Genomic DNA, 20435 nt, shown 5'->3' on the forward strand with positions numbered 1-20435 from the left:
AGCGGCGGGCAATGCCTCTTGCACGCCACGCTACAGTGGTATGTCCCCCGCTGCAGGAATCCGCGCCTGTCCACGTTCTCCGATCCGCAGGCGGTGGCGCGCTATGCCGAAGCGCCACTGCGCCAGGTGCCCGGTTTCCTCGCCCTGCAGCAGATGAGCCGTCTGCTGCTGGCCGAACGTGTCCCAGTGCAGGGCCGCGTGCTGGTACTCGGTGCCGGTGGCGGGCTGGAGCTGAAAGCCTTCGCCGAGGCCCAACCGGGTTGGCAGCTGCTGGGCGTGGACCCGGCCGCGCCGATGCTGGCACTGGCCGAGCAGACACTGGGTCCGCTGATGTCGCGCGTGCAGCTGCTGGAAGGCTATATCGACGATGCACCCGATGCGCGCTTCGACGGCGCCAGCTGCCTGCTGACCCTGCACTTCCTGGACCCCACGCAGCGCCTGCACACGCTGCGCGAGCTGCACCGGCGCCTGCAACCCGGCGCGCCGCTGGTGGTGGCGCACCACAGCGTGCCGCAGGACCCGGCCGGCAAGCTGAGCTGGTTGCAGCGCTACGCAGCGTTCGCCGAAGCCTCGGGGGTTGCCCACGCCGATGCGCAGCGCGCGATCGAAGCGATTGCCGAGCGGCTGCCGCTGCTGGCTCCCGAGCAGGAGGTCGCCCTGCTGCAGGAGGCCGGCTTCAACGACGTGGAGCTGTTCTATGCCGGCTTCAGCTTCAAGGGCTGGGTGGTGTACGCCGGGTGATGCCTACGGCACCACCGTGATGCCGATGCGCTGCATCAACAGCGCCACCTGCTGCACATCCAGCGTGGCGCCGCGCAGATTGGTGCTGCGCAGGTCCAGCTCGCCCAGCTCCGAGTTGGTCAGGTCGCAGTCGGTGAAGTTGGCGCTGTTCCAGTCGATCCCCTCGAACTGGCCCCCGGACAGATCCGATCCTGCGAAGCTGGCACCGCTCACATTCGCGCCATCCCAGCGGTTCTCCCACAGTTCGCACTTCTCCAATGTCACCCGCGAGAAATTGGCGTAGCGCAGGTTCGATTTCTTGATGAAGGCACTGCAGAACCCGCTGCGCGTGGTGATCTGGTTCATGAAGCTGGCGTTGCTGAAGTCCGCGCCCTGCGCACGGCACTCGCTGATCTCCAGGCCCAGCGCCTTGATGAAGTTGAAGTGGCACATGCTGAGGTCACAGCTGCGGAAGCTCGCCTCCTTCAGCGTAGCGCCATTGAAGCGGCAGCCGGCGCTGTTTTCAGCGTCATAGAAGCTGCAGTTGATGAACTCAGTGGCGGTGAGGTCAGCACCGGAAAAGTCGCATTCGTGGAACTGCTGGTCGACCACTTTCTGGCCGGTGTACTGGTCCACGCCGATGCGCAGCTTTCGGTGAACGGTGGGGGACATCGGGGATTCCATGCCGGGTGCCCCGCCATGATGCCGGGCCGCAAAGGTGATCCATAGACCCGGGCGCCGGCGGATTCACCGGCAGTCCAGCCGTTCTGTGTGCACTTCCGCCAAATGCACGTTGTTGCACGTTAATGCACGAACGTGCAGACTTGCGTCATGAGCTCCGATCCCAGCCCCCTCCCCGCCCAGCGCACCCTGCAGATCCTCGAAGAACTGCGCCAGCAGGGCCGCGTGGTCGCCGCCGAACTGGCGCGCCGCTATGCCGTCTCCGAAGATTCGATCCGCCGCGACCTGCGGGAGCTGGCCGCCCAAGGCCTGTGCCAGCGTGTCTACGGCGGCGCCGTGCTGCCGCCGCCCAAGGAACGGCCGCTGCGCGAGCGACTGACCCGCGACCGCGGCGACAAGGCCGAGCTGGCCGCCCGCGTCTGCGCGCTGCTGCAACCGGGCCAGGTCGTACTGCTCGATGCCGGCTCGACCAATCTGGCGATCGCCCAGCAGTTGCCGGCCGCGCTCGGCCTGACGGTGATCACCAATGCGCCGCAGATCGCCACCGCTGCCAGCATGCTTGAAGGCACTTCGGTGCAGCTGATCGGCGGCCGCCTGGCCAGCGGCGGCGGTGCAGTCGGCGCCGAGGCACTGGCCCAGGTGCAGCGCCTGCGTGCCGATGTGTACCTGCCCGGCCCATGCGCGGTGGACGGCGACACCGGCGTGTGGGCGATGGATTCGGAAGAAGCCACGCTCAAGCGCGCGATGGTGGCCTGCAGCAGCCGCGTCATCGTCGCTGCCACCACCGAAAAGCTCGGTGCGCGCGGCAACTGGCAGATCGCCAGCCTGGACGAGATCGACGACCTGGTGCTGACCACCACCGCACCGCCCGCACTGGCGGCGCGCTTCCGCGCCGCCGGTATCGCGGTGCACCCCACGCCTCCCTGACCGTACTGCCCATGTCCCTTGCCAACCGCGCGCGTGCCGAACAGCACGCGACCCGCGCTGCGTTCTTCATTCCCGGCTTCGCCACCGCGCTGTGGGCCACGCTGGTGCCGTTCGCCAAGGCGCGTACCGGCATCAACGACGCCACGCTGGGGCTGGTGCTGCTCTGCCTCGGTGCCGGCTCACTGCTGGCGATGCCCTTGTCCGGCGTGTTGGCCGCGCGCCTCGGTTGCCGCCGGGTGATGGTGGCCAGCAGCCTGCTGATCTGCCTGACCGTGCCCGGCCTGGCCCTCGCCGGTTCGGCCTGGTCACTCGGCCTGGTGCTGTTCGTGTTCGGTGCCGCCGTAGGCGCAATGGACTGCACGATGAACGTGCAGGCCGTCATCGTCGAGCGCGAAGCACGGCGCGTGATGATGTCCGGCTTCCATGCCTTCTTCAGCATCGGTGGTTTCCTCGGCGCGGCCACCATGACCGTGCTGCTGTCCGCACAGCTGCCGCCGCTGACATCGGTGCTGATCGGCGTGGGCGCCATGCTGCTGGTGATGCTGCTGTCGGCGGCGTACTGGCACAGCGAACGCATGCCGCACGACACACCGATGCTGGCCATTCCGCACGGCATCGTGCTGTTCATCGGCGTGCTGGCGTTCGTCGCTTTCCTCGGCGAAGGCGCGATGCTGGACTGGAGCGCGGTGTTCCTCAGCGATGTGCGCCGCGTCGATGCCAGCATTGCCGGTATCGGCTATGTGACCTTCACCCTGACCATGACCGCCGCGCGCCTGTTCGGCGATGCACTGGTAGCGCGTGTGGGCCGCGAGCGCGCGATTGTCTTCGGCGCTCTGCTTGCTGCGGCGGGCGTGCTGGTGTTGACCCTGGTCACGCCGTGGCAGGCGTCGCTGGCAGGCTATGTGCTGGTCGGCCTTGGCTGCGCCAACATCGCCCCGGCCCTGTTCTCGCTGGCTGGGCACCAGACGCGCATGCCGGGTGCGCTGGCGATTACTGCCGTGTCCACGCTGGGCTTTGCCGGCATCCTTGCTGGCCCGGCCTTGATCGGTTTTGCTGCCAACCACTTCGGCCTGATCACTGCGTTCATCGGCGTGGCCACGGCCTTGTTGCTGGTGGCCGTGTCCACACGTTGGCTGCGGACGTAGCCCAGGGCATCAGCGCCGCCTGTACCGCAGCTTCATCCGCAATCGCCGATAGCCGATCACCGTCGCGGTGGCACACAGCGCGGTGCCAGCAGCGCTCAGCAGCAGCAACACAGCCAGCCGGGTGGCGTCCTGACGCAGCATCGCCGGCAGGTCCCAGCTGTGCAGGAAGTAGAACAGCCAGCGCCCCACCCGTTCCCGATGCCCCATCGTCAGCAACGGATCGCCGGTGGCCAGGTCGAGATAGACGCGCGTCGCCTCGGCATCGCCGAAGTCCACCACTGCTACCGGGAAGTGGCGTACCGCTGCACCATTCATGGCCTCGGGCGCACGCGGATAGAAGTAGGCATCCGCTGTCTGCTGCACCACGAAGCCCTGCATCGGCGCAGCGGACAGCGCACGCACCTTCTGCTGCAGCCACGCGGCCGGCAGCAACCGCGCAACCTGCAGATGCCCATCGTTGCCGGACACGATGCGGGTATCGCCCTGACCGTCCAGCAGCACCGCGAACAGCTCGCCTCCGACGCGGCGCCACTGGATGTCCACCGGCCGGAAGCGCTCGGCACCGGCTGCGGCCAGAAGTGTCGCCGGCTCACCCAACGCGCCATCCACCGTTACCGCGTTGCCACGATAGCGTCCAACATCGATCGCCTCGCGCGTGCTGCTGAAGACCCCCAATGGATTCATCGACATCAGCCCGCTGAAGATCCAGGTGAACACGAAGGCCGCAGCCATCAGTCCGATCAGATGGTGCCAGCGCATCCACGGTTCGACGTACGGCGTCTTTGCACCGGAGCGGTAGCGCCCGCGGAAACGCCAGCGCCACACACCCACCACGATGCCGCTGACCGCCGCCGCCGTGCACAGCGCGGACAGCACGATCACCACCCACGTCCACACCGGATCCACCGACTGCATGCGCAGGAAATACAGCCAGTGCAGCCAGGCCCCCACATAGTTCCAGCGCTGCTGCACATGCGGTGCGTCCAGCACCACTTCACCGGTGCGCGAGGATACATACAGGTCACCGGGCTGTGCGCCCCCCACCTCTACCCGGTACAGCGGCCGGTGCGCGTCCAGCGCGCGCGAATGCGTCCAGCGGTCCTCCTCCACGCGCATTGCACCGACAAAGGCCGGGCCACCAGCAAACTGTGCAGCGGATGCTTCGGCGCGCTGTGCCGACACTGGCAGCAGGGCCTGGCCGGTGACGGCTGACCACGCCCCAACGTTGCTTCCCGTGCGCACCACATACGCAGGCTCGCCACGCAGCGTGGTCAGCGCCACCGCCTCCGGCTCGGCCTGCACGGCGGCAGGCAGTACCGACAACCCCTGCAGGTTGCGGGCCTCACCCAGCATCGGCAACGCCGCCAGCCGCTCACCTGGCGTCAGCTTCGGGTAGCCGATGAACAGCATCACCATGCCGCTGACGAACCACAACAGCATCAGCAGGCATCCGCCGATGCCGAGCCAACGGTGCACCAGGTAGGTCCAGCGCTTGGCAGTGGATCGCAGCGACATGGTGCGCGTCCTCAGAAGCGATGGTCGACGGTGAACTCGACGCGACGATCCGCGCCCAGCAGCCACTGCGTGCTGGTGTAGTAAGCGGTGGCGTAGTACGCCTTGTCGAACACGTTGAACAGGCGCGCGGACAATCGCGTGCGCGGTGCTGCCTGCCAGGTCAGGGCGAGGTCAGTGGTGCTGTAGGCAGGCAACTCCAGCGTGTTGGCATTGTCGGCGTAGCGCTTGCCGACATAGCGAACGCCACCCGCCGCGCTCCAGTCCGGTGCGAACTGCCAGCTCAACCACACGTTGGCCAGGCGTTCGGCCACGTTCGGCGGCACGTTGCCATCACGTGACACCAGTACCTGCGGCGAGCCGGTCGTCTCCAGGAAGTCCTCGAACTCGGCCTTCAGCACCGTGGCGTTGGCATCCAGCGTCCAGTTCGGCGCGACGTTCCAGTTCAGCGACGCCTCGATACCACGCGAGGTCTGCGCGCCCACCTGCACGCGGCGGTCCGGCACCAGCGGATCGCGGCTGAGCAGCCCGGTCTTGCGGATGCGATACGCCGCCAGCGTCCACTCGCCGCCATCGAAGGCCTGCTTCAGGCCCACTTCGATCTGCCGCCCCTTGGCCAGGTCGAACGCGCCGTTGGCCGGGCTGATCATCAGCAGTCCGCTGACAGGGTCTGCCGCCTGCGAGTACTGCGCATACAGGCTCAGCGTCGGCTGCAACGCGAACACCGTACCTGCGCGCCAGCCAGTGCTGCTGTAGGTCTTGGAGAACGCGTTCAGGCCGCTGATCAGATCGGTACGGTCGATGCGCGCGCGGTCGTGGCGCAACCCACCCAGTACCGACCAGCGTTCGCTCAACGCCAAGCGGTCTTCCACGAACAGTGCGTACTGCTCGGCGGCGTTACGGTAGCGCGGCAGGTTCGGTGCGTCGCTGGCGAACTGGCCCGGTACCGGCTGGAACGGATCGACCGGGCCCGAGCTGCCGGCATAGGTGTTGTTGGTGTGCTTGAAGTGCGCGCGGTTGGCGTCCAGGCCCACCGCGAAGCTGTTCTGCAGGCCACCTGCGGTTCCCTGCACACGCAGCGTCGAGGTCAACCCGGTCTGGTCCTGGTTGTGGGTGATCTCGGTATTGCCCGAACGATCGATCAAGCCGGTTGCGCGGTTGTAGACATAGGCCTCGGCATTGCGCCAATCGCGCTGGCTGTCGATCTGGTAGAGGCGCGTGCGCCATTCCACGTTCGCGTTCGGCGTCCACAGCGCATCGAGCTGGGTCCAGCGGTCACGGTAGCGGATCTCGCTGTCAGCCACGTTGTAGTTACGGTGGCGCAGCGCCTCCAGCTGGCGGCCCTCGACCAGCGGCGTGCCGAAGTAACGCATCGGTTGCTGGTAGCCCTGCGCATGGGTGAGGGTCAGCTGCAGGTTCGCGCGCGGCTGCCACAGCAACGCACCTGAGAATGTCGCGTCACTGTTGCGCCCACGATCGACCCAACCACCGCCGTAGTTTCCACTCACGTCCAGCCGGTAGGCCAGCTCGGGCGTCAGCGCGCCACCGCTGCCGAAGCCCAGCCGCGCGGTGTCCTCGCTGCCCACGGTTACGCTGATCTCGTTCTCGATCGCACCACGCGAGGGCTTCTTCGGCACGATGTTGATCACGCCGCCGATCGAGCCATCCCCGTGGATCACCGACGCCGGCCCGCGCAGCACTTCGATGCGCTCGATCGACCAGGTATCGAACGGGAAGGTGATACCCACGCCGCCGTACTGGCGCAGCCCGTCGTACAGGCGCATCACCGAGGCGCCATCGGTGAAGCCGCGGCTGGACAGCGCGCTCAGGCCGTTGCCGGGGTGCGGCATCGCACTGATCGCGCCCGCCCGGCTGATCGCATCGTTGAGGTTGCTGTCGCCGCGCTGCTCCAGTTGTTCGCGCGAAATCACCGTCAGGCTGGCCGGTGTCTGCAGCACGCTCAGGCCCAATGCGGAGCCGGCGCTGGCGGTGGATGACAGCTCGCCGCTGCGGGTATCGACCACCCGCACGGTATCCAGCGTGGTCGGGGGTGCCACATCGGCGGCAAGTAGGGGCGCGGCGTGCAGGAGCAATGCGCACAGGACAGGCAGCGTCGCCCGGCGCAGGTGCGCGGAGTTGGGGTTCGTTTTCATTTGTTCACGGCATGCAAGGCCACCCCGCAATGGCAGGGCAGCAATCAGAAAGGGACAAGCACGCGCGTGCGGGCACCAGCCGTGGCCGGCAACCTCATGGAAAGATGTTCAATGCAACGCGCGTGCGGCTCAGGCGGCCATCGTGGCTGGCGGCCCACGCGCTCCCAATGTGCCGCTGATCCGTTGCGGCAACGCCCGCACCGCACCGCGCAGCGCGCGGCACACCGGTGCCATCGGCGCCAACAGCAGCACTGCCGCCACCAGCAGGGTGATCAGCCGTGCAGCGATCAGGCAGTAATCGCAGTCCACGCCCATCTCATGATCGGCATGTGGATCGGCGGCCGGTTTCTTTGCGGCGTCGCCGTGCGGCATCGCCATCGCGTGATGGTCGTGGTGCCCGTCCATCGCGTGCTGCGCATGCTCTGCGTGCATCGCGTAATCAAGGGCTGCCACCGGTGCGGCGGCCGCGACGTGGCCATGCGCCAGCCAGCGGCTAACCAGCGGGGCGAGCAGCACCAGCAGCATGGCAAGCCATGCCAGGGCCTGGAACCGGCGGTGGAGAGCAGAACGGCGCACGCCGCCATTCTACGGGGCCATGGCCAACCTTGGACCCCGTTCAGGGTTTGCCCCCTGCGACACGGTGACGCAGGCGTGCCCTCCCTCGCGCACGCCCTCCATTCAGTAGATCCACGCCATGCGTGGATGCTTTTCGCGCATCAACTCACGTACTGGGCCACACCATTACCGAACGACCAATTTTCCCGCTTCACTTCCACCAGATTTATGAACACATCCTCGCGGCGGATACCCACCGCCGCGTGCAGTCCATCGGCGATGCCGGCGTACAGCGCCTTCTTCTGCTCCAACGTGCGCCCCTCGTTCCAGGTGATCTGGATGCAGATGAAGTCGTCGGTGCGGTCCACGCCCAGGTAGCCGGGGTCGTAGATCAGCGTGCCCGGCGCGCGTTCCTGGAAGATCTGGAAACGGTCGTTTTCCGGCACGCCCACCGCGCGCATGGCCTGGTAGATGGTTTCGCCGACGCGTTGCAGGTAGTCGGCGGATTTACCTTTGCGAAGATCGATGCGGGCGAGCGGCATGGTGGCACTCCAGAGTGGATGGGCACGGCAACGAGCTGAGACTACGCCTGCCCGGGGTGGCGGGACAGCACAGGGATGGAACCCTCTGGCTCCATGCGTGGCATGGTCCCGCCTCCGCCGCGCGGGGTGACGCGATTGCCGTGGCGGCATCCCTCCGGAGTCGCCATGTGCACGGTCGGCAGGGGCGGCGATGTGCGCCATCGGTGATGGGCCGCACTACTCGCGCGTGTCGAACGGCACACATCGGAAAACGTCTGGCCTGCCTGGGGAAAGTTGAGAACTTTCCTTACAGACCGATGTGATTGCCCGGCTTGATGATCGCCGCGCCGAGGCAAGGCGCCTTGGCCGGGATTGGCGTCTCGAATAAACGAACAGGCTTCAAGGGCTGCGAGAGAAATCGCAGCTGAGAGAATGCATCGACTGCCCTCAATGGCGGGCGGTGCGTGGGGATCGCAAGATCCGCCAGGCGTTCTTCTCCCTTGAAGCTTGTTTGCCTTGGCACGCCAACCCGCACCGTCCGCCACCTTCACTCCGGAAGGTGGCCCTACGCCAGTGAGGGTTTCGCCATGACCAGCCGCACCGCCATCCATCCCCGCCTGCACGCGCTTATCGGCGGCGTAGCCGCCGAAGTGCCCGATGACCTCGCACGCGAGATCGAGTCCGCCCTGAACGAACAGAATCTGCCCCTGCAATCGCCTGCCTTCTTCGCCTGCCTCAATGCCATCAGTCGCGCCGACGGCGATGACGGACAGCCGTGCAACAGCCTCACCCTCGGTGCCAGCAACCACGCCTCGCTTCGCCGTTCGATGTCTGGGCTCAGCGCAGTGCTCGATCTGCTGCAGGCCGCCGACCGCTCGCGTAACGAAGGCGCCCCGGACGAACAGTTGGGCGCTTTCCACACCGACGGGCTGATCGTGGCCGCACGACAACTGGTGCGCGAGGCACATCATTGCCTCTCCAGCGGTGACGCCTGACCGGCCCGGATACGCTCCCGCTACAATCGCGCAGGGAGCGCAGGAGACCGCAATGGACGCCGAACACCTGGAGTACTTCAAGGCCGCACTGGAAGGCCGCGCAAGCGTGGGCTGGAACGTCTGGTTCGCCGCCAACCAGCACGCGCTGGCACAACAACTGAGCCGCCCTGCACTGCTGCGCTTGAAGTTCAGCAAACTGGATGAAGCCGAACGCCTGCTGGCCGAGGCCGGCATCGCGCCCAGCAGCACGGCGGGCAAGCGCTACGAGATGTACTGCGCGCAGTTCTCGGCGGACGTGGTGGATGCGAACGGTCGCCCGCTGCCGGCCATCTGGCGCGCGGCGCACGGCGGTGCCATCGGCCTGCTTGCCGATGGGGCGCAGGAGGCCGGCCAGGCGAAGTTGCTCGCGGAGTTCCGCCGTGTCCGCAAGCGCGGGCTGCAGCAAGCCCACGAATGGTTGTCCGATCTGTGCTTTGAAGGCGAGATGGAGCTGACCAGCGGCAATGCCGAGGTGGGCCGTAGCCTGCTGGCGGTTGTGGTGCGGGCCGGCAGCAGTCACGACCTGCTGGGTGCAACGGCGATGATCGCGCGCGAGCTGCTGGAGGACCTCGGCTGAAACGGTGATCGCTTCGGCGGGCACTACGGAATCACCGGCAACAAAAAAGCCCCCATTGCTGGAGGCTTCTTTCGTTCTGCAACATGGTGGGCGGTACAGGGATCGAACCTGTGACCCTTGCCGTGTGAAGGCAATGCTCTACCGCTGAGCTAACCGCCCGGTGTGTTGCTGAGCCGCTCATTATAGGGGCTTTTCAGAGGCCGTCAACAGTTTTTCACATTCGTGTTCACGGGTGTTTCGGGGCATGCAGCCAAGCATGGCCCGGCGCCACCGGGATCACATCGTATGGGTCGGCTTGTCCGAACTGGTCAGGCCGGCCAGCAGGGTCTCGATCTTGTGGCGCACGCCCTCGCCTTCGGCACCGTCTGCCAGCTGCACGCCGATGCCGGCGGTGCGGTTACCCTGCGCGCCGGCCGGGGTCACCCAGATCACCTTGCCGGCCACCGGCAGGCGCTCGCTGGAATCGGGCAGGGTCAGCAGCAGGAACACTTCGTCACCCAGGAAGTAGCGCTTGGGCGTGGGCACGAAGATGCCGCCGTTCTTCACGAATGGCATGTACGCGCTGTACAGCGCGGCTTTGTCCTTCACGGCCAGGGACAGGATGCCCTGGCGGGCGTTGCTGGCACTCATCGATTTCCCCTTGCGGCAGGCCGCTCGTTCACCTTGTTCCAGGCCAGCAGCAACTCGACCACGGCAAGGTCTGCACGCACCGTGGTGCGCAGCAGGTCGCGGGTGCGGTTGGCCGCATCGAACCAGGCTGCAAGCTTGTGCAATCGCTCCGGCGTGGTCAAGGCATCGGTGCTGGCCTGGGCCAGCGCCAGGTCGGCCGCGAAGCGCAGGCGCAGCGCTGCGTTGTCATCACCGCACCACTTCTGCGCCAGCTCCACCGCGCCGGTCTTGCCGGCGGCCAGCTGTTCCAGTTCGCGGCCCACTTCGCGGCGCAGGCTCAGGCCATCTTCGCGCAGCCAGTTGTCAGCCTGGCCGGGGTGGCCGCGCGCCGCGTCCAGCGCTTCGCGCGCCGATGCTTCGCTATGGCCCTGCTGCTGCAGCCAAGCCAGCGCTTCGTGCTGCGGCGGCAACTTGAATTCCAGGCGCTGGCAACGGCTGCGGATGGTCTGCGGCAGGCGCGCCGGGTCGCTGCTGATCAGCCACAGGTAGCGGCCGGGCTGCGGCTCTTCCAGCGTCTTCAGCAGCGCGTTGGCCGCCGAGCGGTTGATCGCATCGGCGGGGTCGACGATCACCACCTGCGCCACGCCATACTGCGGGGTCAGCGCCAGCTTGTCGGTGATCTCGCGCACCTGCTCGATGACGATCTCGGTGCGCAGCTTGTCGCCGCTCTTGTTCGGAATGAAGCTGACCAGCTGCAGGTCAGGATGGGTGCCGGCGGCGATCAGCTGGCGCGTGCGCGTGGCATGCGCGGCATCACCGCGAGCCAGCACGTGGTCGGCCAATGCCAACGCCACTTCGCGCTTGCCCAGCCCGGCCGGGCCGCAGATCAACAGGCCATGGCCGAGCCGGTCGGCATCGAGCGCGGCCACGGTCTGATCGAACGCGCGCTGCTGCCACGGCGAGAACGTACTCATGCGCCCTCCCCATCCTGCAGCCAGCGCTCGACCTGCGCGACCACATCGGCCGCTACACGCGCCTGCACCTGGCCGGCGTCGATCAGCGCGAAGCGCTGCGGGTCCTGCTGTGCGCGGCTGCGGAACACTTCGCGCACGCGCTGGAAGAAATCATCCTGTTCGCTCTCGATGCGGTCCGGCCACAGGTCACGGCCATTGGCGCGTGCGCGGCCTACTGCCACGTCCACGTCCAGCAGCAGGGTCAGGCCCGGCAGCAGGCCCACCGCGCGACGTTCCAGATCGGCAATCCACTGCGGGTCGAGGCCACGGCCACCGCCCTGGTAGGCATAGCTGGAATCGGTGAAGCGATCACTCAGCACATAGGCGCCGCGCTGCAGTGCCGGCTGTATCACCTGGCGCACATGCTGCGCGCGTGCGGCGAACACCAGCAGCAGCTCGGCTTCGGCGCTGAGCGGTTCGGCGGCGATCTCGGCATCGGGTTTCAGCACCAGGCCACGGATGCGCTCGGCCAGCGGCGTACCGCCCGGCTCGCGGGTCAGTACCACCTCATGACCGTGGCTGCGCAGGCAGTCACGGATGGCATTGATGGCGGTGGTCTTGCCCGCGCCCTCGCCGCCTTCCAGGCTGACGAAACGCGGGTGGCGAAGCAGCGCGGGACTCATTGCGCCGGGGTCTCCTGGGTACGTTGCTGGCGCAGCTGCTGCAGGTAGCGGGCCACTGCGGCGTTGTGCTGGTCCAGGCTGGGCGAGAACACGTGCGCGCCACTGCCATCGCCCACGGCGACGAAGTACAGCGCGTCGCCCGGTGCCGGCTGTGCAGCCGCCATCAGCGCATCGCGGCTGGGCATGGCGATCGGGGTCGGTGTCAGGCCGGCACGGGTATAGGTGTTGTAGGGCGTATCGGTGGTCAGGTCGCGGCGGCGGATGTTGCCGTCATACGCAGCGCCGATGCCGTAGATGACAGTGGGATCGGTCTGCAGGCGCATGCCGATCTTCAGGCGGCGCATGAACACGCCGGCAATCTGCGGGCGCTCGCTGGCCAACGCGGTTTCCTTCTCGATGATCGATGCCATCGTCAGCAGTTCGTAGGGCGTGTTGATCGGCAGGTCCGGCGCACGACTTTCCCAGGCTTCATCCAGCGCCTTTTCCATCGCGCCATGGGCACGCTTGAGCACGTCCAGGTCGCTGTCACCGCGCTGGTAAACGTAGGTCTCCGGCAGGAAGCGGCCTTCCGGATGCTGGCCACCGAAACCGAGACGCTGCATCAGCGCGGCGTCATCGAGGTTGTCGGTGGTGTGCAGCAGCGGCTCGGCGCGCTTGAGCGCGGCACGCAGCTGGCGGATGTTCCAGCCTTCGATGATGGTGACGCGGTGCTGCAGCACCTTGCCGGCGCGCATGCGCAGCAGCAGCTCGCGCGGGGTCAGGTCGCCGCTGAGCGCGTACTCACCCACCTTCAGCTTGCCGGCGGCATCAAGCTGGCGCGCCAACAGCTGCCACTGGGTGTCCTGGCCCTCGTCCACGCCGGCGTCGCGCAGCTTGCGCAGCACGCTGTTCATGCCATCGCCACTGGCGATGACCATGCTCTCGGCGGACGGGGTGATGGGGGCGTCGGCGAACCGGGTCTGCTGGTAGAAGAACCACGCGCCCGCGCCGGCCACGACGGCGGCCAGCACCACCACCAGCGTTACCACGAACAGACACCCGCGCTTGGCTCCCGCCATGGACTACCTCAGAACTCGATTCCGTCGTGCAGGATACCGTGCCGGTGGATTGGGGTCATGACCGGGGTGGCAGACATCCGCATCCGTGCCGACCAAGGTCGGCACCCACCGTGGGGGAATGGGGTTGCCGGCCAGCGGCCTGCACTACCCCTGCTGGCCCAGCGCGCGCAGCAGGCCGCGGGCCTTGGCGCGGGTCTCGTCCAGTTCCTTGTCCGGATCCGAGTCGACCACGATGCCGGCGCCGGTGCGGAAGCTCACCTCGTGGCCATCCACTTCAGCGGTGCGGATCAGAATGTTCAGGTCCAGGTCGCCGTCGCGGTTCAGCCAGCCGAACGCACCGGTATAGGCACCACGCGGTACCTGCTCCAGCTCGCTGATGATCTGCATGCAGCGCACCTTGGGGCAGCCGGTGATGGTGCCGCCGGGGAAGGTGGCGGCGATCACCTCGCCGGGAGTGACCTCCGGCCGCAGGTGGCCGCTGACGTTGCTGACGATGTGGTGCACATGCGCGTAGCTCTCCACGGTCATCAACTCATCGACCACCACGGTGCCGGGCAGGCAGATGCGGCCCAGGTCGTTGCGTTCCAGGTCGATCAGCATCACGTGCTCGGCACGCTCCTTGGGATGGCCGACCAGCTCCTGGATGCGCGCGGCATCGTCATCGCCTTCAAACCGCGGACGCGTGCCGGCAATCGGCCGGGTCTGCGCATGGCCGGCATGCACCGACACCAGCCGCTCTGGCGAGGAACTGACCACATGGCGGCCGTGCGCGCTGAACAGGCCGGCGAACGGTGCCGGGTTGGCGCGGCGCAGCTGTGCGTACAGCGCCTGCGGACTGACCGGCGCGGCGAACTGCGCGCTCCAGCGCCGTGACAGGTTCACCTGGAACACATCGCCGGCACGCAGGTACTCGATCACCCGGCGCACGCCGTCGGTGAAGCGCTGCGGTGCATCCTCGCCCACCGACTGCGGCGGCTGCCAGCCCTGCCCGGCTTCGGGCAGCGCGGCCGAGGCCAGTGCCACCAGCGCATCCAGCAACGCCTGCTCGCCAGCTTCGGCAATGACGAAGCTGGCCTCGTTTTGATGGTCGTGCAGCACCGCGGCCGGGCAGCGCAGTGCCAGCGCGGTCGGGCGGCCGTCCGCGCGTGCGCGCGCCGGCAGCACTGGTTCGATCTGGCTGGCCACTTCGTAATCCAGCATCAACGCCCAGCCACCGCGGAACGGCAGGCTGTGGCTGCCATCATGCGGCAGGCGTTCGCGCTGCCAGGCACGGTCCAGCACCTGCAGGAAGCTGCCGGCCTGCACCGCAGCATGCTGGTCGCGCACCTGGCCATCGGCATCCAGCCGCAGGCTATCGCCCTGCGCGGCCAGCAGCAGGCTCCAGCGGCCCTGGGCGGTGCCCGAGGCGGTGGATTCCATCAGCAGCGGGAAGCGCGACGGGTCGTGCTGCTGCAGGGCCAGCAGATCGATCGGGTGCGGCAGCGGGTGGATCAGAGGTGCGTGGGTCATGGCGGCCAGTTCGGGGATTCAGATGCACGGAAGCCGCCTTGCGGCGGCTCCGTGGTGCACGGCGTTGATCCGATTTTCCGGACGCCGAACGGTAGAGTCGACTGTTAGTCGACTATCGCGCGCAGCGCGGGAATTTGGCTTCCCGCGAAGAGCAGTCGACCAACAGTCGACTCTACAACCTACCGCACCGGTCAGACGCGCTTGAAGACCAGCGTGCCGTTGGTGCCGCCGAAGCCGAAGCCATTGGACATCACCACGTCGACCTTGGCCTGGCGCGCCTCGTTGGGCACGTAGTCCAGGTCGCAGCCTTCGCCCGGCTGCTGCAGGTTGATGGTCGGCGGGATGACGTTGTCCTGCAGCGCCATCACCGAGAAGATCGCCTCCACGCCGCCGGCAGCGCCGAGCAGGTGGCCGGTCATCGACTTGGTGGAGCTGACCATCATCTTGTAGGCGTGGTCGCCGAAGGCGGTCTTCATCGCCATGGTCTCGCCCAGGTCGCCCAGCGGCGTGGAGGTGCCGTGCGCGTTGAGGTAGCCCACCTGTTCCGGGGTCACGCCGGCGTCCTTCATGGCCATGACCATGCAGCGGGCGGCGCCTTCGCCGTTCTCGCTCGGTGCGGTCATGTGGTACGCGTCGGAGCTGGCGCCGAAGCCGGCCAGTTCGCAGTAGATCTTCGCGCCACGTGCCTTGGCGTGCTCGTACTCTTCCAGGATCAGGATGCCGGCGCCGTCGCCCAGCACGAAGCCGTCACGGTCCTTGTCCCACGGGCGCGAGGCCTGTTCCGGGGCATCGTTGCGGGTGCTCATGGCCTTCATCGCGCAGAAGCCGCCCAGTGCGGTCGGCGACGAGCCACGCTCGGCACCACCGACCACCATCACGTCGGCATCGCCGTACTGGATCATGCGCATGGCGGTGCCGATCGAATGGTTCGAGGTCGCGCACGCAGACACCGCCGAGAACGACGGGCCCTTCAGGCCGGTGATGATGCTCAGCTGGCCCGGCAGCATGTTGATGATGGTCTTGGGCACGTAGAAGGGCGAGATCTTCTTGCCCTCGTGGAACTCGATGGTCTGCTCTTCGATGCCGAGCAGGCCGCCGATGCCGGCGCCGACGATGGCGCCGATGCGCTCGGCATTGGCGTCGGTGATCTCCAGGCCCGAGTCGTGCAGGGCCATGAACGAGGCACCGAGGCCGTAATGGATGAACGGGTCCATCTTCTTGGCATCCTTGCCGCTGACCCGGAACTTGCCGAACAGTTCATTGTCGGCGGTGATGTCGAATCCCTTGACCTCACCTGCAATCTTGGTAGTGAACCGATCCAGATAGGCATCAGAAACGTTGGTCAGCGGACCGATGCCCGAACGACCCTGGGTGATGCCTTCCCAGCTGCTGGCCAGATCATTGCCCAACGGCGAGACGATACCCAGGCCGGTTACGACGACGCGACGCTTCATTGCTGATTCTCCTGGCCCGGATGATTTCAACGGGCAACTCGGTTTGCTTCGGTGTGATGCTCAAACACACGGGGCCGCAACAGCGGCCCCATGGGGTGCGGTGCGCGGCGAGCGTGAGCCCGCACGCGCACTGCCGTCTGGCATCAGGCCTTGACGTGGGCCTTGATGTAGTCGATGGCGGCCTGCACGGTGCTGATCTTCTCGGCTTCTTCGTCCGGGATCTCGCACTCGAATTCTTCTTCCAGGGCCATCACCAGCTCGACGGTGTCCAGCGAGTCAGCGCCCAGGTCATCGACGAACGATGCGCTGTTGGTGACTTCTTCTTCCTTGACGCCAAGCTGTTCGACGACGATTTTCTTGACGCGTTCTTCGATGGTGCTCATGGGATCTCGCTCCAGATGGAGTTGTGGTTCAAAAGTGGTCGCCATCAAAGGCGATGGCCGTGGGATAGTGTAGTGGAAACCGGCGCGGCCTTGCATTGCAGCAAAAACCTTCGCAGATCAACCACTTGCGGCGCAATCCCTGCGCCCCTTGCTTACGGCATGTACATGCCACCGTTCACATGGAGGGTTTCGCCGGTGATGTAACCGGCAGCCGGGCCGGCCAGGAAGGCCACCGCATGGGCGATGTCCTCCGGCGAACCCAGGCGTTCGAGGGCGATGTCGTTGATCAGCGCGGTACGCGCTTCTTCCGGCAACGCCTTGGTCATGTCGGTGTCGATGAAGCCGGGTGCGACAACATTGACGGTGACACCGCGCGAACCGATTTCCTTGGCCAGCGACTTGCTGAAGCCGATGATGCCGGCCTTGGCCGCGGCATAGTTGGCCTGGCCGGCATTGCCGGTCACGCCCACCACCGATGCGATGTTGATGATGCGGCCCTTGCGCGCCTTCATCATGCCGCGCATGACCGCCTTGCTGGTGCGGAACACGCTGGTCAGGTTGGTGTCGATGATCGACGCCCAGTCCTCGTCCTTCATGCGCATCAGCAGGTTGTCGCGGGTGATGCCGGCATTGTTGACCAGGATCGAGATCGGACCGAATTCCTTGGCGATGCCATCGAGCACGCTGTCCAGCGCGGCGGCGTCGGTGACGTTCAGCGCGCGGCCGTGGCCACCGTGGGCGGCCAGGCGCTCACCGATCGCGGCAGCGCCGGATTCGGTGGTGGCGGTGCCGATGACGGTGGCGCCCTGGGCGGCCAGCAGATCGGCGATGGCGGCACCAATGCCACGGCTGGCGCCGGTGACCAGTGCGATTTCACCCTGCAGGGGCTTGCTCATGATGTTTTCCTCAGGCTGGGACGGCCGCCGTACCCGTACCGCTTGCAGCGGCCACCGGTACGGTCGGCAGGAACAAGGGGGATCAGGCCGACCATGCCTCGCGGGCGGCTTCGAAGTCGCCTGGCGTGGCCAGCGAACGGCCGTCGATGGCCTTGTCGATGCGCTTGACCAGGCCGGTCAGCACCTTGCCCGGGCCGCACTCGGCGATCCGGGTGACGCCACCGCCAGCCAGCGCCTGCACGCACCCGGTCCACTGCACCGGCTGATACAGCTGCTGGACCAGCGCGGTACGGATCGCGTCAATGCCGTCATGCACCTTGGCGTCGACGTTCTGCACCACCGGCAGCTGCGGCGCCTGCCAGGCCAGGCCGGCCATCACTTCGGCCAGGCGGTTGGCGGCTTCGCGCATCAACGGGGTGTGCGAGGGCACGCTCACGGCCAGCTTGACCGCCTTGCGCACGCCCTTCTCGGCCAGCAGCGCCAGCGCACGGTCGACCGCGTCGGCGTCGCCACCGATCACGATCTGGCCCGGCGAATTGAAGTTGGCCGGCACCACCACCTGGCTGCCTGCGGCTTCGGCACAGACGTCCAGCACCAGCTGGTCCTCGGCGCCGAGCACGGCGGCCATGGCACCGACGCCGGCCGGTGCGGCTTCCTGCATCAGCTGGCCGCGCAGGCGCACCAGGTGCGCACCGTCATGCAGGCTCAGCGCGCCAGCGGCGACCAGGGCGGTGTACTCGCCCAGGCTGTGACCGGCCAGCACCGATGGGCGCGGACCGCCCACGGCGTTCCAGGCGCGCCACACGCCGATGCTTGCGGCCAGCAGGGCCGGCTGGGTGTATTCGGTGCGGTTGAGCATTTCCTCCGGGCCACCCTGGGACAGCGCCCACAGGTCGACGCCGGCACCATCGGATGCCTCGGTGAAGGCTTCACGCACCTGCGGGTGCAGTTCAGCCAGCTCGGCCACCATGCCCACAGACTGCGAGCCCTGGCCGGGGAAGACAAAAGCGAGGGTGGATACGGTCACGCGGTCATCCGCTTGTTGCAATCGAAGCGGGCCATGATAAGGGGGAACATGCCGTGTCGTCTGTACGTGCGCGTATGCACGCGTATGGTGAATGGCGGTCGCAACGCGCTGGAGATCCGGAGCCAGATCCCTCTCCATGGGAAAAGGGATTTGACTCCGGCCACTGATCAGCAGAAGAGCTGCAGGACGTCCAGATCGCCGTCGGCGAGGAAATCCACGCACAGGCCCACCAGCATCAGCACGCCAGCGGTGCTGGCGCCATGGGCGATGAAGATGGAGTGGGCCAGCGCGCGCGCCGAGCGGCCCAGCTTCATGCAGACCCGGGCCAGGCTGCGCAGGCGGCCAGTGACCGCGTGCACGTGCTCTCGCACCGGCGCCTGCGCATCGCCCATCGCCTCGGCCATCATCGCCTGCAGGTGCTCGGGGCGGTCGGCGTAGTACTTGGCCACGCCATAGCCGAACATCAGCCAGTCGCGGGCCTGCGCTTCGGACAGATCCATCACTTCCAGCGGATCTTCCTCGAAGTCGATGAAACCGACCTTCTCGCCATCCCAGGTGAGATTGCGCGGCAACGGCTGACCGAAATAGGCGCCGCGCGCATGCGCTGCGGCAATGGCCAGCATGGCCGCCATCACCAGGCGGTCGCGACCGGCCTCGTCGGCTTCGCGCAGGCAGGTATTGAACGAACTGCCGTTGTCGCCGATCACCAGCGCAGCATGGCCGGTGCCCAGCACATCGGGCACGTTCACGCCCTGCGCCTGCAGTTCTGCAAGGCGACGGGCTTCGGTTTCGCGTGCGGCGTCACCACCACGGTGCGGCGGCGGGCGCAGGGCATCCAGATGAAAACGACGGGCAACAAAATTGAGCAGGCCAAGGGCCAGCGCGCGGCTTCCCTTGCCGTACTGCTTCAGCCAGGCACGTTGCCCTTCGATGACGATGGGCTCAACCATGACAGGTCCTCCTTAAACGCGTTACGGCCCCAGAGGGGCCGCAACGACAAAGCTTCACGTTGTCGTAACTTGCACTATCAATAGCGCAGCAGAGCCGAACCCCACGTGAAGCCGCCGCCGAAGGCTTCCAGCAGCAGCAGCTGGCCACGTTCGACCTTGCCCGAGCGCACGGCGGCGTCCAGCGCCAGCGGTACCGAGCCGGACGAGGTGTTGCCGTGCTTGTCGACGGTGACCACGACCTGGTCCATCGACATGTCCAGGCGCTTGGCGGTGGCTTCGATGATGCGCAGGTTGGCCTGGTGCGGAATCAGCCAATCCAGGTCGGACTTGTCCAGACCGTTGGCAGCCAGAGTCTCGTCCACGACCGAGTCCAGCGCCTTGACGGCGTACTTGAACACGTCGTTGCCCTTCATGTTGATGGTGCCGCCGCCATTGGCGCCGTCCTTGAAGCCGGTCGAAACGCCAACCGGGTTCCACAGCAGCTCCTTCTTGCTGCCATCGGCATGCAGGTGGGTGCTGAGGATGCCGGTGTCTTCGTCGGCCTTGAGCACGACAGCGCCAGCGCCATCGCCGAACAGCACGCAGGTGGTGCGATCGTTCCAGTCGACCATGCGGGTCAGCGTTTCGGTGCCGATCACCAGCACGTGCCTGCAGTCGCCGGAGCGGATGAACTTGTCGGCCACGCCCAACGCGAACACGAAGCCCGAACAGGCGGCGTTGACGTCGAAGGCGGGGCACCCGGCCACACCGAGCTTTGCCTGGATCAGGCACGCGGTGGACGGGAAAATGAGATCAGGGGTGGTCGTGCCGACCACGATCATGTCGAGCTGCGAGGCGTCGATGCCTGCGGCTTCCAGCGCGCGCAGGGCGGCGCTGTAGCCAAGGTCGCTGGTGGTTTCGCCTTCGGCCGCGATGTGCCGCTCACGAATGCCGGTGCGCGACTGGATCCACTCATCCGAGGTTTCGACCATTTTTTCCAGGTCGGCGTTGGTCAGGACTTTTTCCGGCAAATAGCTACCGGTGCCCGCGATCCTCGAGTAGATCCGCTTGCTCATCATGTTTCCTGTTGCGCGGGCCGCCGATCACCG

At 66.8% G+C, this 20435-nt stretch carries 21 protein-coding genes and 1 tRNA gene; 5 read left to right on the forward strand and 17 right to left on the reverse strand.

The features are described 5' to 3' along the window. Positions 1-66: 66 nt before the first annotated feature. Positions 67-741, forward strand: a complete 675-nt coding sequence (locus V3B46_RS06690) for a class I SAM-dependent methyltransferase (RefSeq protein ID WP_329891489.1) — start codon at positions 67-69, stop codon at positions 739-741. A 3-nt stretch (positions 742-744) separates the two neighbouring features. Here the strand turns inward: V3B46_RS06690 and smqnr are convergent, their stop codons facing one another. Then, positions 745-1392 carry a SmQnr family pentapeptide repeat protein gene (smqnr, locus tag V3B46_RS06695; RefSeq protein ID WP_154262537.1) on the reverse strand — a complete coding sequence of 216 codons (648 nt, stop codon included), beginning with the start codon at positions 1390-1392 and terminating at the stop codon, positions 745-747. Positions 1393-1551: 159 nt separating this feature from the next. On the opposite strand from smqnr, the gene V3B46_RS06700 reads away from it, so the two are divergent. Together V3B46_RS06700 and V3B46_RS06705 are read left to right on the forward strand one after the other, a co-directional pair. After that, positions 1552-2328, forward strand: a complete 777-nt coding sequence (locus V3B46_RS06700; RefSeq protein ID WP_121504027.1) for a DeoR/GlpR family DNA-binding transcription regulator — start codon at positions 1552-1554, stop codon at positions 2326-2328. A gap of 11 nt (positions 2329-2339) precedes the next feature. Further along, on the forward strand, positions 2340-3473 hold the full coding sequence (locus V3B46_RS06705; RefSeq protein WP_329891458.1) for an MFS transporter: 1134 nt from the start codon (positions 2340-2342) through the stop codon (positions 3471-3473). Between the two features lie 9 nt (positions 3474-3482). On the opposite strand, the gene V3B46_RS06710 is transcribed toward V3B46_RS06705, so the two are convergent. The 4 genes from V3B46_RS06710 to V3B46_RS06725 form a co-directional block, all read right to left on the reverse strand. Further along, on the reverse strand, positions 3483-4988 hold the full coding sequence (locus tag V3B46_RS06710) for a PepSY domain-containing protein (protein ID WP_329891459.1): 1506 nt from the start codon (positions 4986-4988) through the stop codon (positions 3483-3485). Positions 4989-4999: 11 nt separating this feature from the next. Beyond that, a complete protein-coding gene (locus V3B46_RS06715; RefSeq protein ID WP_329891460.1) occupies positions 5000-7138 on the reverse strand; it encodes a TonB-dependent receptor in 2139 nt (712 codons plus the stop codon). A gap of 129 nt (positions 7139-7267) precedes the next feature. Next, complete coding sequence (locus V3B46_RS06720; RefSeq protein ID WP_154264910.1) at positions 7268-7663, reverse strand: DUF2946 family protein; 396 nt, start codon at positions 7661-7663, stop codon at positions 7268-7270. A gap of 191 nt (positions 7664-7854) precedes the next feature. Continuing rightward, entirely contained in the window at positions 7855-8235 is a 381-nt protein-coding gene (locus V3B46_RS06725) for a tautomerase family protein (protein WP_154262533.1), read from the reverse strand. 566 nt (positions 8236-8801) lie between these two features. Here V3B46_RS06725 and V3B46_RS06730 point away from each other — a divergent pair. Together V3B46_RS06730 and V3B46_RS06735 are read left to right on the forward strand one after the other, a co-directional pair. Continuing rightward, positions 8802-9209, forward strand: coding sequence for a hypothetical protein (locus V3B46_RS06730; RefSeq protein ID WP_329891461.1), 408 nt, complete (start codon positions 8802-8804; stop codon positions 9207-9209). Positions 9210-9261: 52 nt separating this feature from the next. Beyond that, a complete protein-coding gene (locus tag V3B46_RS06735; RefSeq protein WP_154262531.1) occupies positions 9262-9825 on the forward strand; it encodes a hypothetical protein in 564 nt (187 codons plus the stop codon). 84 nt (positions 9826-9909) lie between these two features. Here V3B46_RS06735 and V3B46_RS06740 read toward each other — a convergent pair. The 12 genes from V3B46_RS06740 to V3B46_RS06795 form a co-directional block, all read right to left on the reverse strand. Continuing rightward, positions 9910-9984: transfer RNA gene (locus tag V3B46_RS06740), tRNA-Val, on the reverse strand. Between the two features lie 117 nt (positions 9985-10101). After that, positions 10102-10455 (reverse strand): PilZ domain-containing protein, encoded by a 354-nt coding sequence (locus tag V3B46_RS06745; protein ID WP_004146965.1) that lies wholly within the window; start codon positions 10453-10455, stop codon positions 10102-10104. Next, positions 10452-11408 carry a DNA polymerase III subunit delta' gene (locus V3B46_RS06750; RefSeq protein WP_054171118.1) on the reverse strand — a complete coding sequence of 319 codons (957 nt, stop codon included), beginning with the start codon at positions 11406-11408 and terminating at the stop codon, positions 10452-10454. Before V3B46_RS06750 ends, V3B46_RS06745 begins: the two co-directional genes overlap by 4 nt. Next, on the reverse strand, positions 11405-12070 hold the full coding sequence (tmk, locus tag V3B46_RS06755; RefSeq protein WP_049400648.1) for a dTMP kinase: 666 nt from the start codon (positions 12068-12070) through the stop codon (positions 11405-11407). The genes V3B46_RS06750 and tmk overlap by 4 nt, the downstream gene beginning before the upstream one ends. Further along, on the reverse strand, positions 12067-13128 hold the full coding sequence (gene mltG, locus V3B46_RS06760; RefSeq protein WP_329891462.1) for an endolytic transglycosylase MltG: 1062 nt from the start codon (positions 13126-13128) through the stop codon (positions 12067-12069). The genes tmk and mltG overlap by 4 nt, the downstream gene beginning before the upstream one ends. Before the next feature lie 144 nt (positions 13129-13272). Next, positions 13273-14637 (reverse strand): aminodeoxychorismate synthase component I, encoded by a 1365-nt coding sequence (locus tag V3B46_RS06765; protein WP_154262525.1) that lies wholly within the window; start codon positions 14635-14637, stop codon positions 13273-13275. A 191-nt stretch (positions 14638-14828) separates the two neighbouring features. Beyond that, positions 14829-16091, reverse strand: coding sequence for a beta-ketoacyl-ACP synthase II (gene fabF, locus V3B46_RS06770; protein WP_329891463.1), 1263 nt, complete (start codon positions 16089-16091; stop codon positions 14829-14831). Between the two features lie 143 nt (positions 16092-16234). Further along, positions 16235-16474: an acyl carrier protein gene (gene acpP / locus V3B46_RS06775; protein WP_005415509.1), complete on the reverse strand. Its 240-nt coding sequence runs from the start codon at positions 16472-16474 to the stop codon at positions 16235-16237. Positions 16475-16626: 152 nt separating this feature from the next. Continuing rightward, a complete protein-coding gene (gene fabG, locus V3B46_RS06780) occupies positions 16627-17370 on the reverse strand; it encodes a 3-oxoacyl-ACP reductase FabG (RefSeq protein ID WP_004146899.1) in 744 nt (247 codons plus the stop codon). Between the two features lie 82 nt (positions 17371-17452). Further along, positions 17453-18397 (reverse strand): ACP S-malonyltransferase, encoded by a 945-nt coding sequence (gene fabD / locus V3B46_RS06785; protein WP_329891464.1) that lies wholly within the window; start codon positions 18395-18397, stop codon positions 17453-17455. A gap of 167 nt (positions 18398-18564) precedes the next feature. After that, a complete protein-coding gene (locus tag V3B46_RS06790) occupies positions 18565-19347 on the reverse strand; it encodes a BUD32 family EKC/KEOPS complex subunit (RefSeq protein WP_032127765.1) in 783 nt (260 codons plus the stop codon). A gap of 77 nt (positions 19348-19424) precedes the next feature. Beyond that, positions 19425-20402 carry a beta-ketoacyl-ACP synthase III gene (locus tag V3B46_RS06795; protein WP_329891465.1) on the reverse strand — a complete coding sequence of 326 codons (978 nt, stop codon included), beginning with the start codon at positions 20400-20402 and terminating at the stop codon, positions 19425-19427. Positions 20403-20435 lie beyond the last annotated feature (33 nt).

It is taken from the genome of Stenotrophomonas sp. SMYL11 (genome assembly GCF_036320005.1).
In the GTDB taxonomy this organism is placed as follows: domain Bacteria; phylum Pseudomonadota; class Gammaproteobacteria; order Xanthomonadales; family Xanthomonadaceae; genus Stenotrophomonas; species Stenotrophomonas maltophilia_A.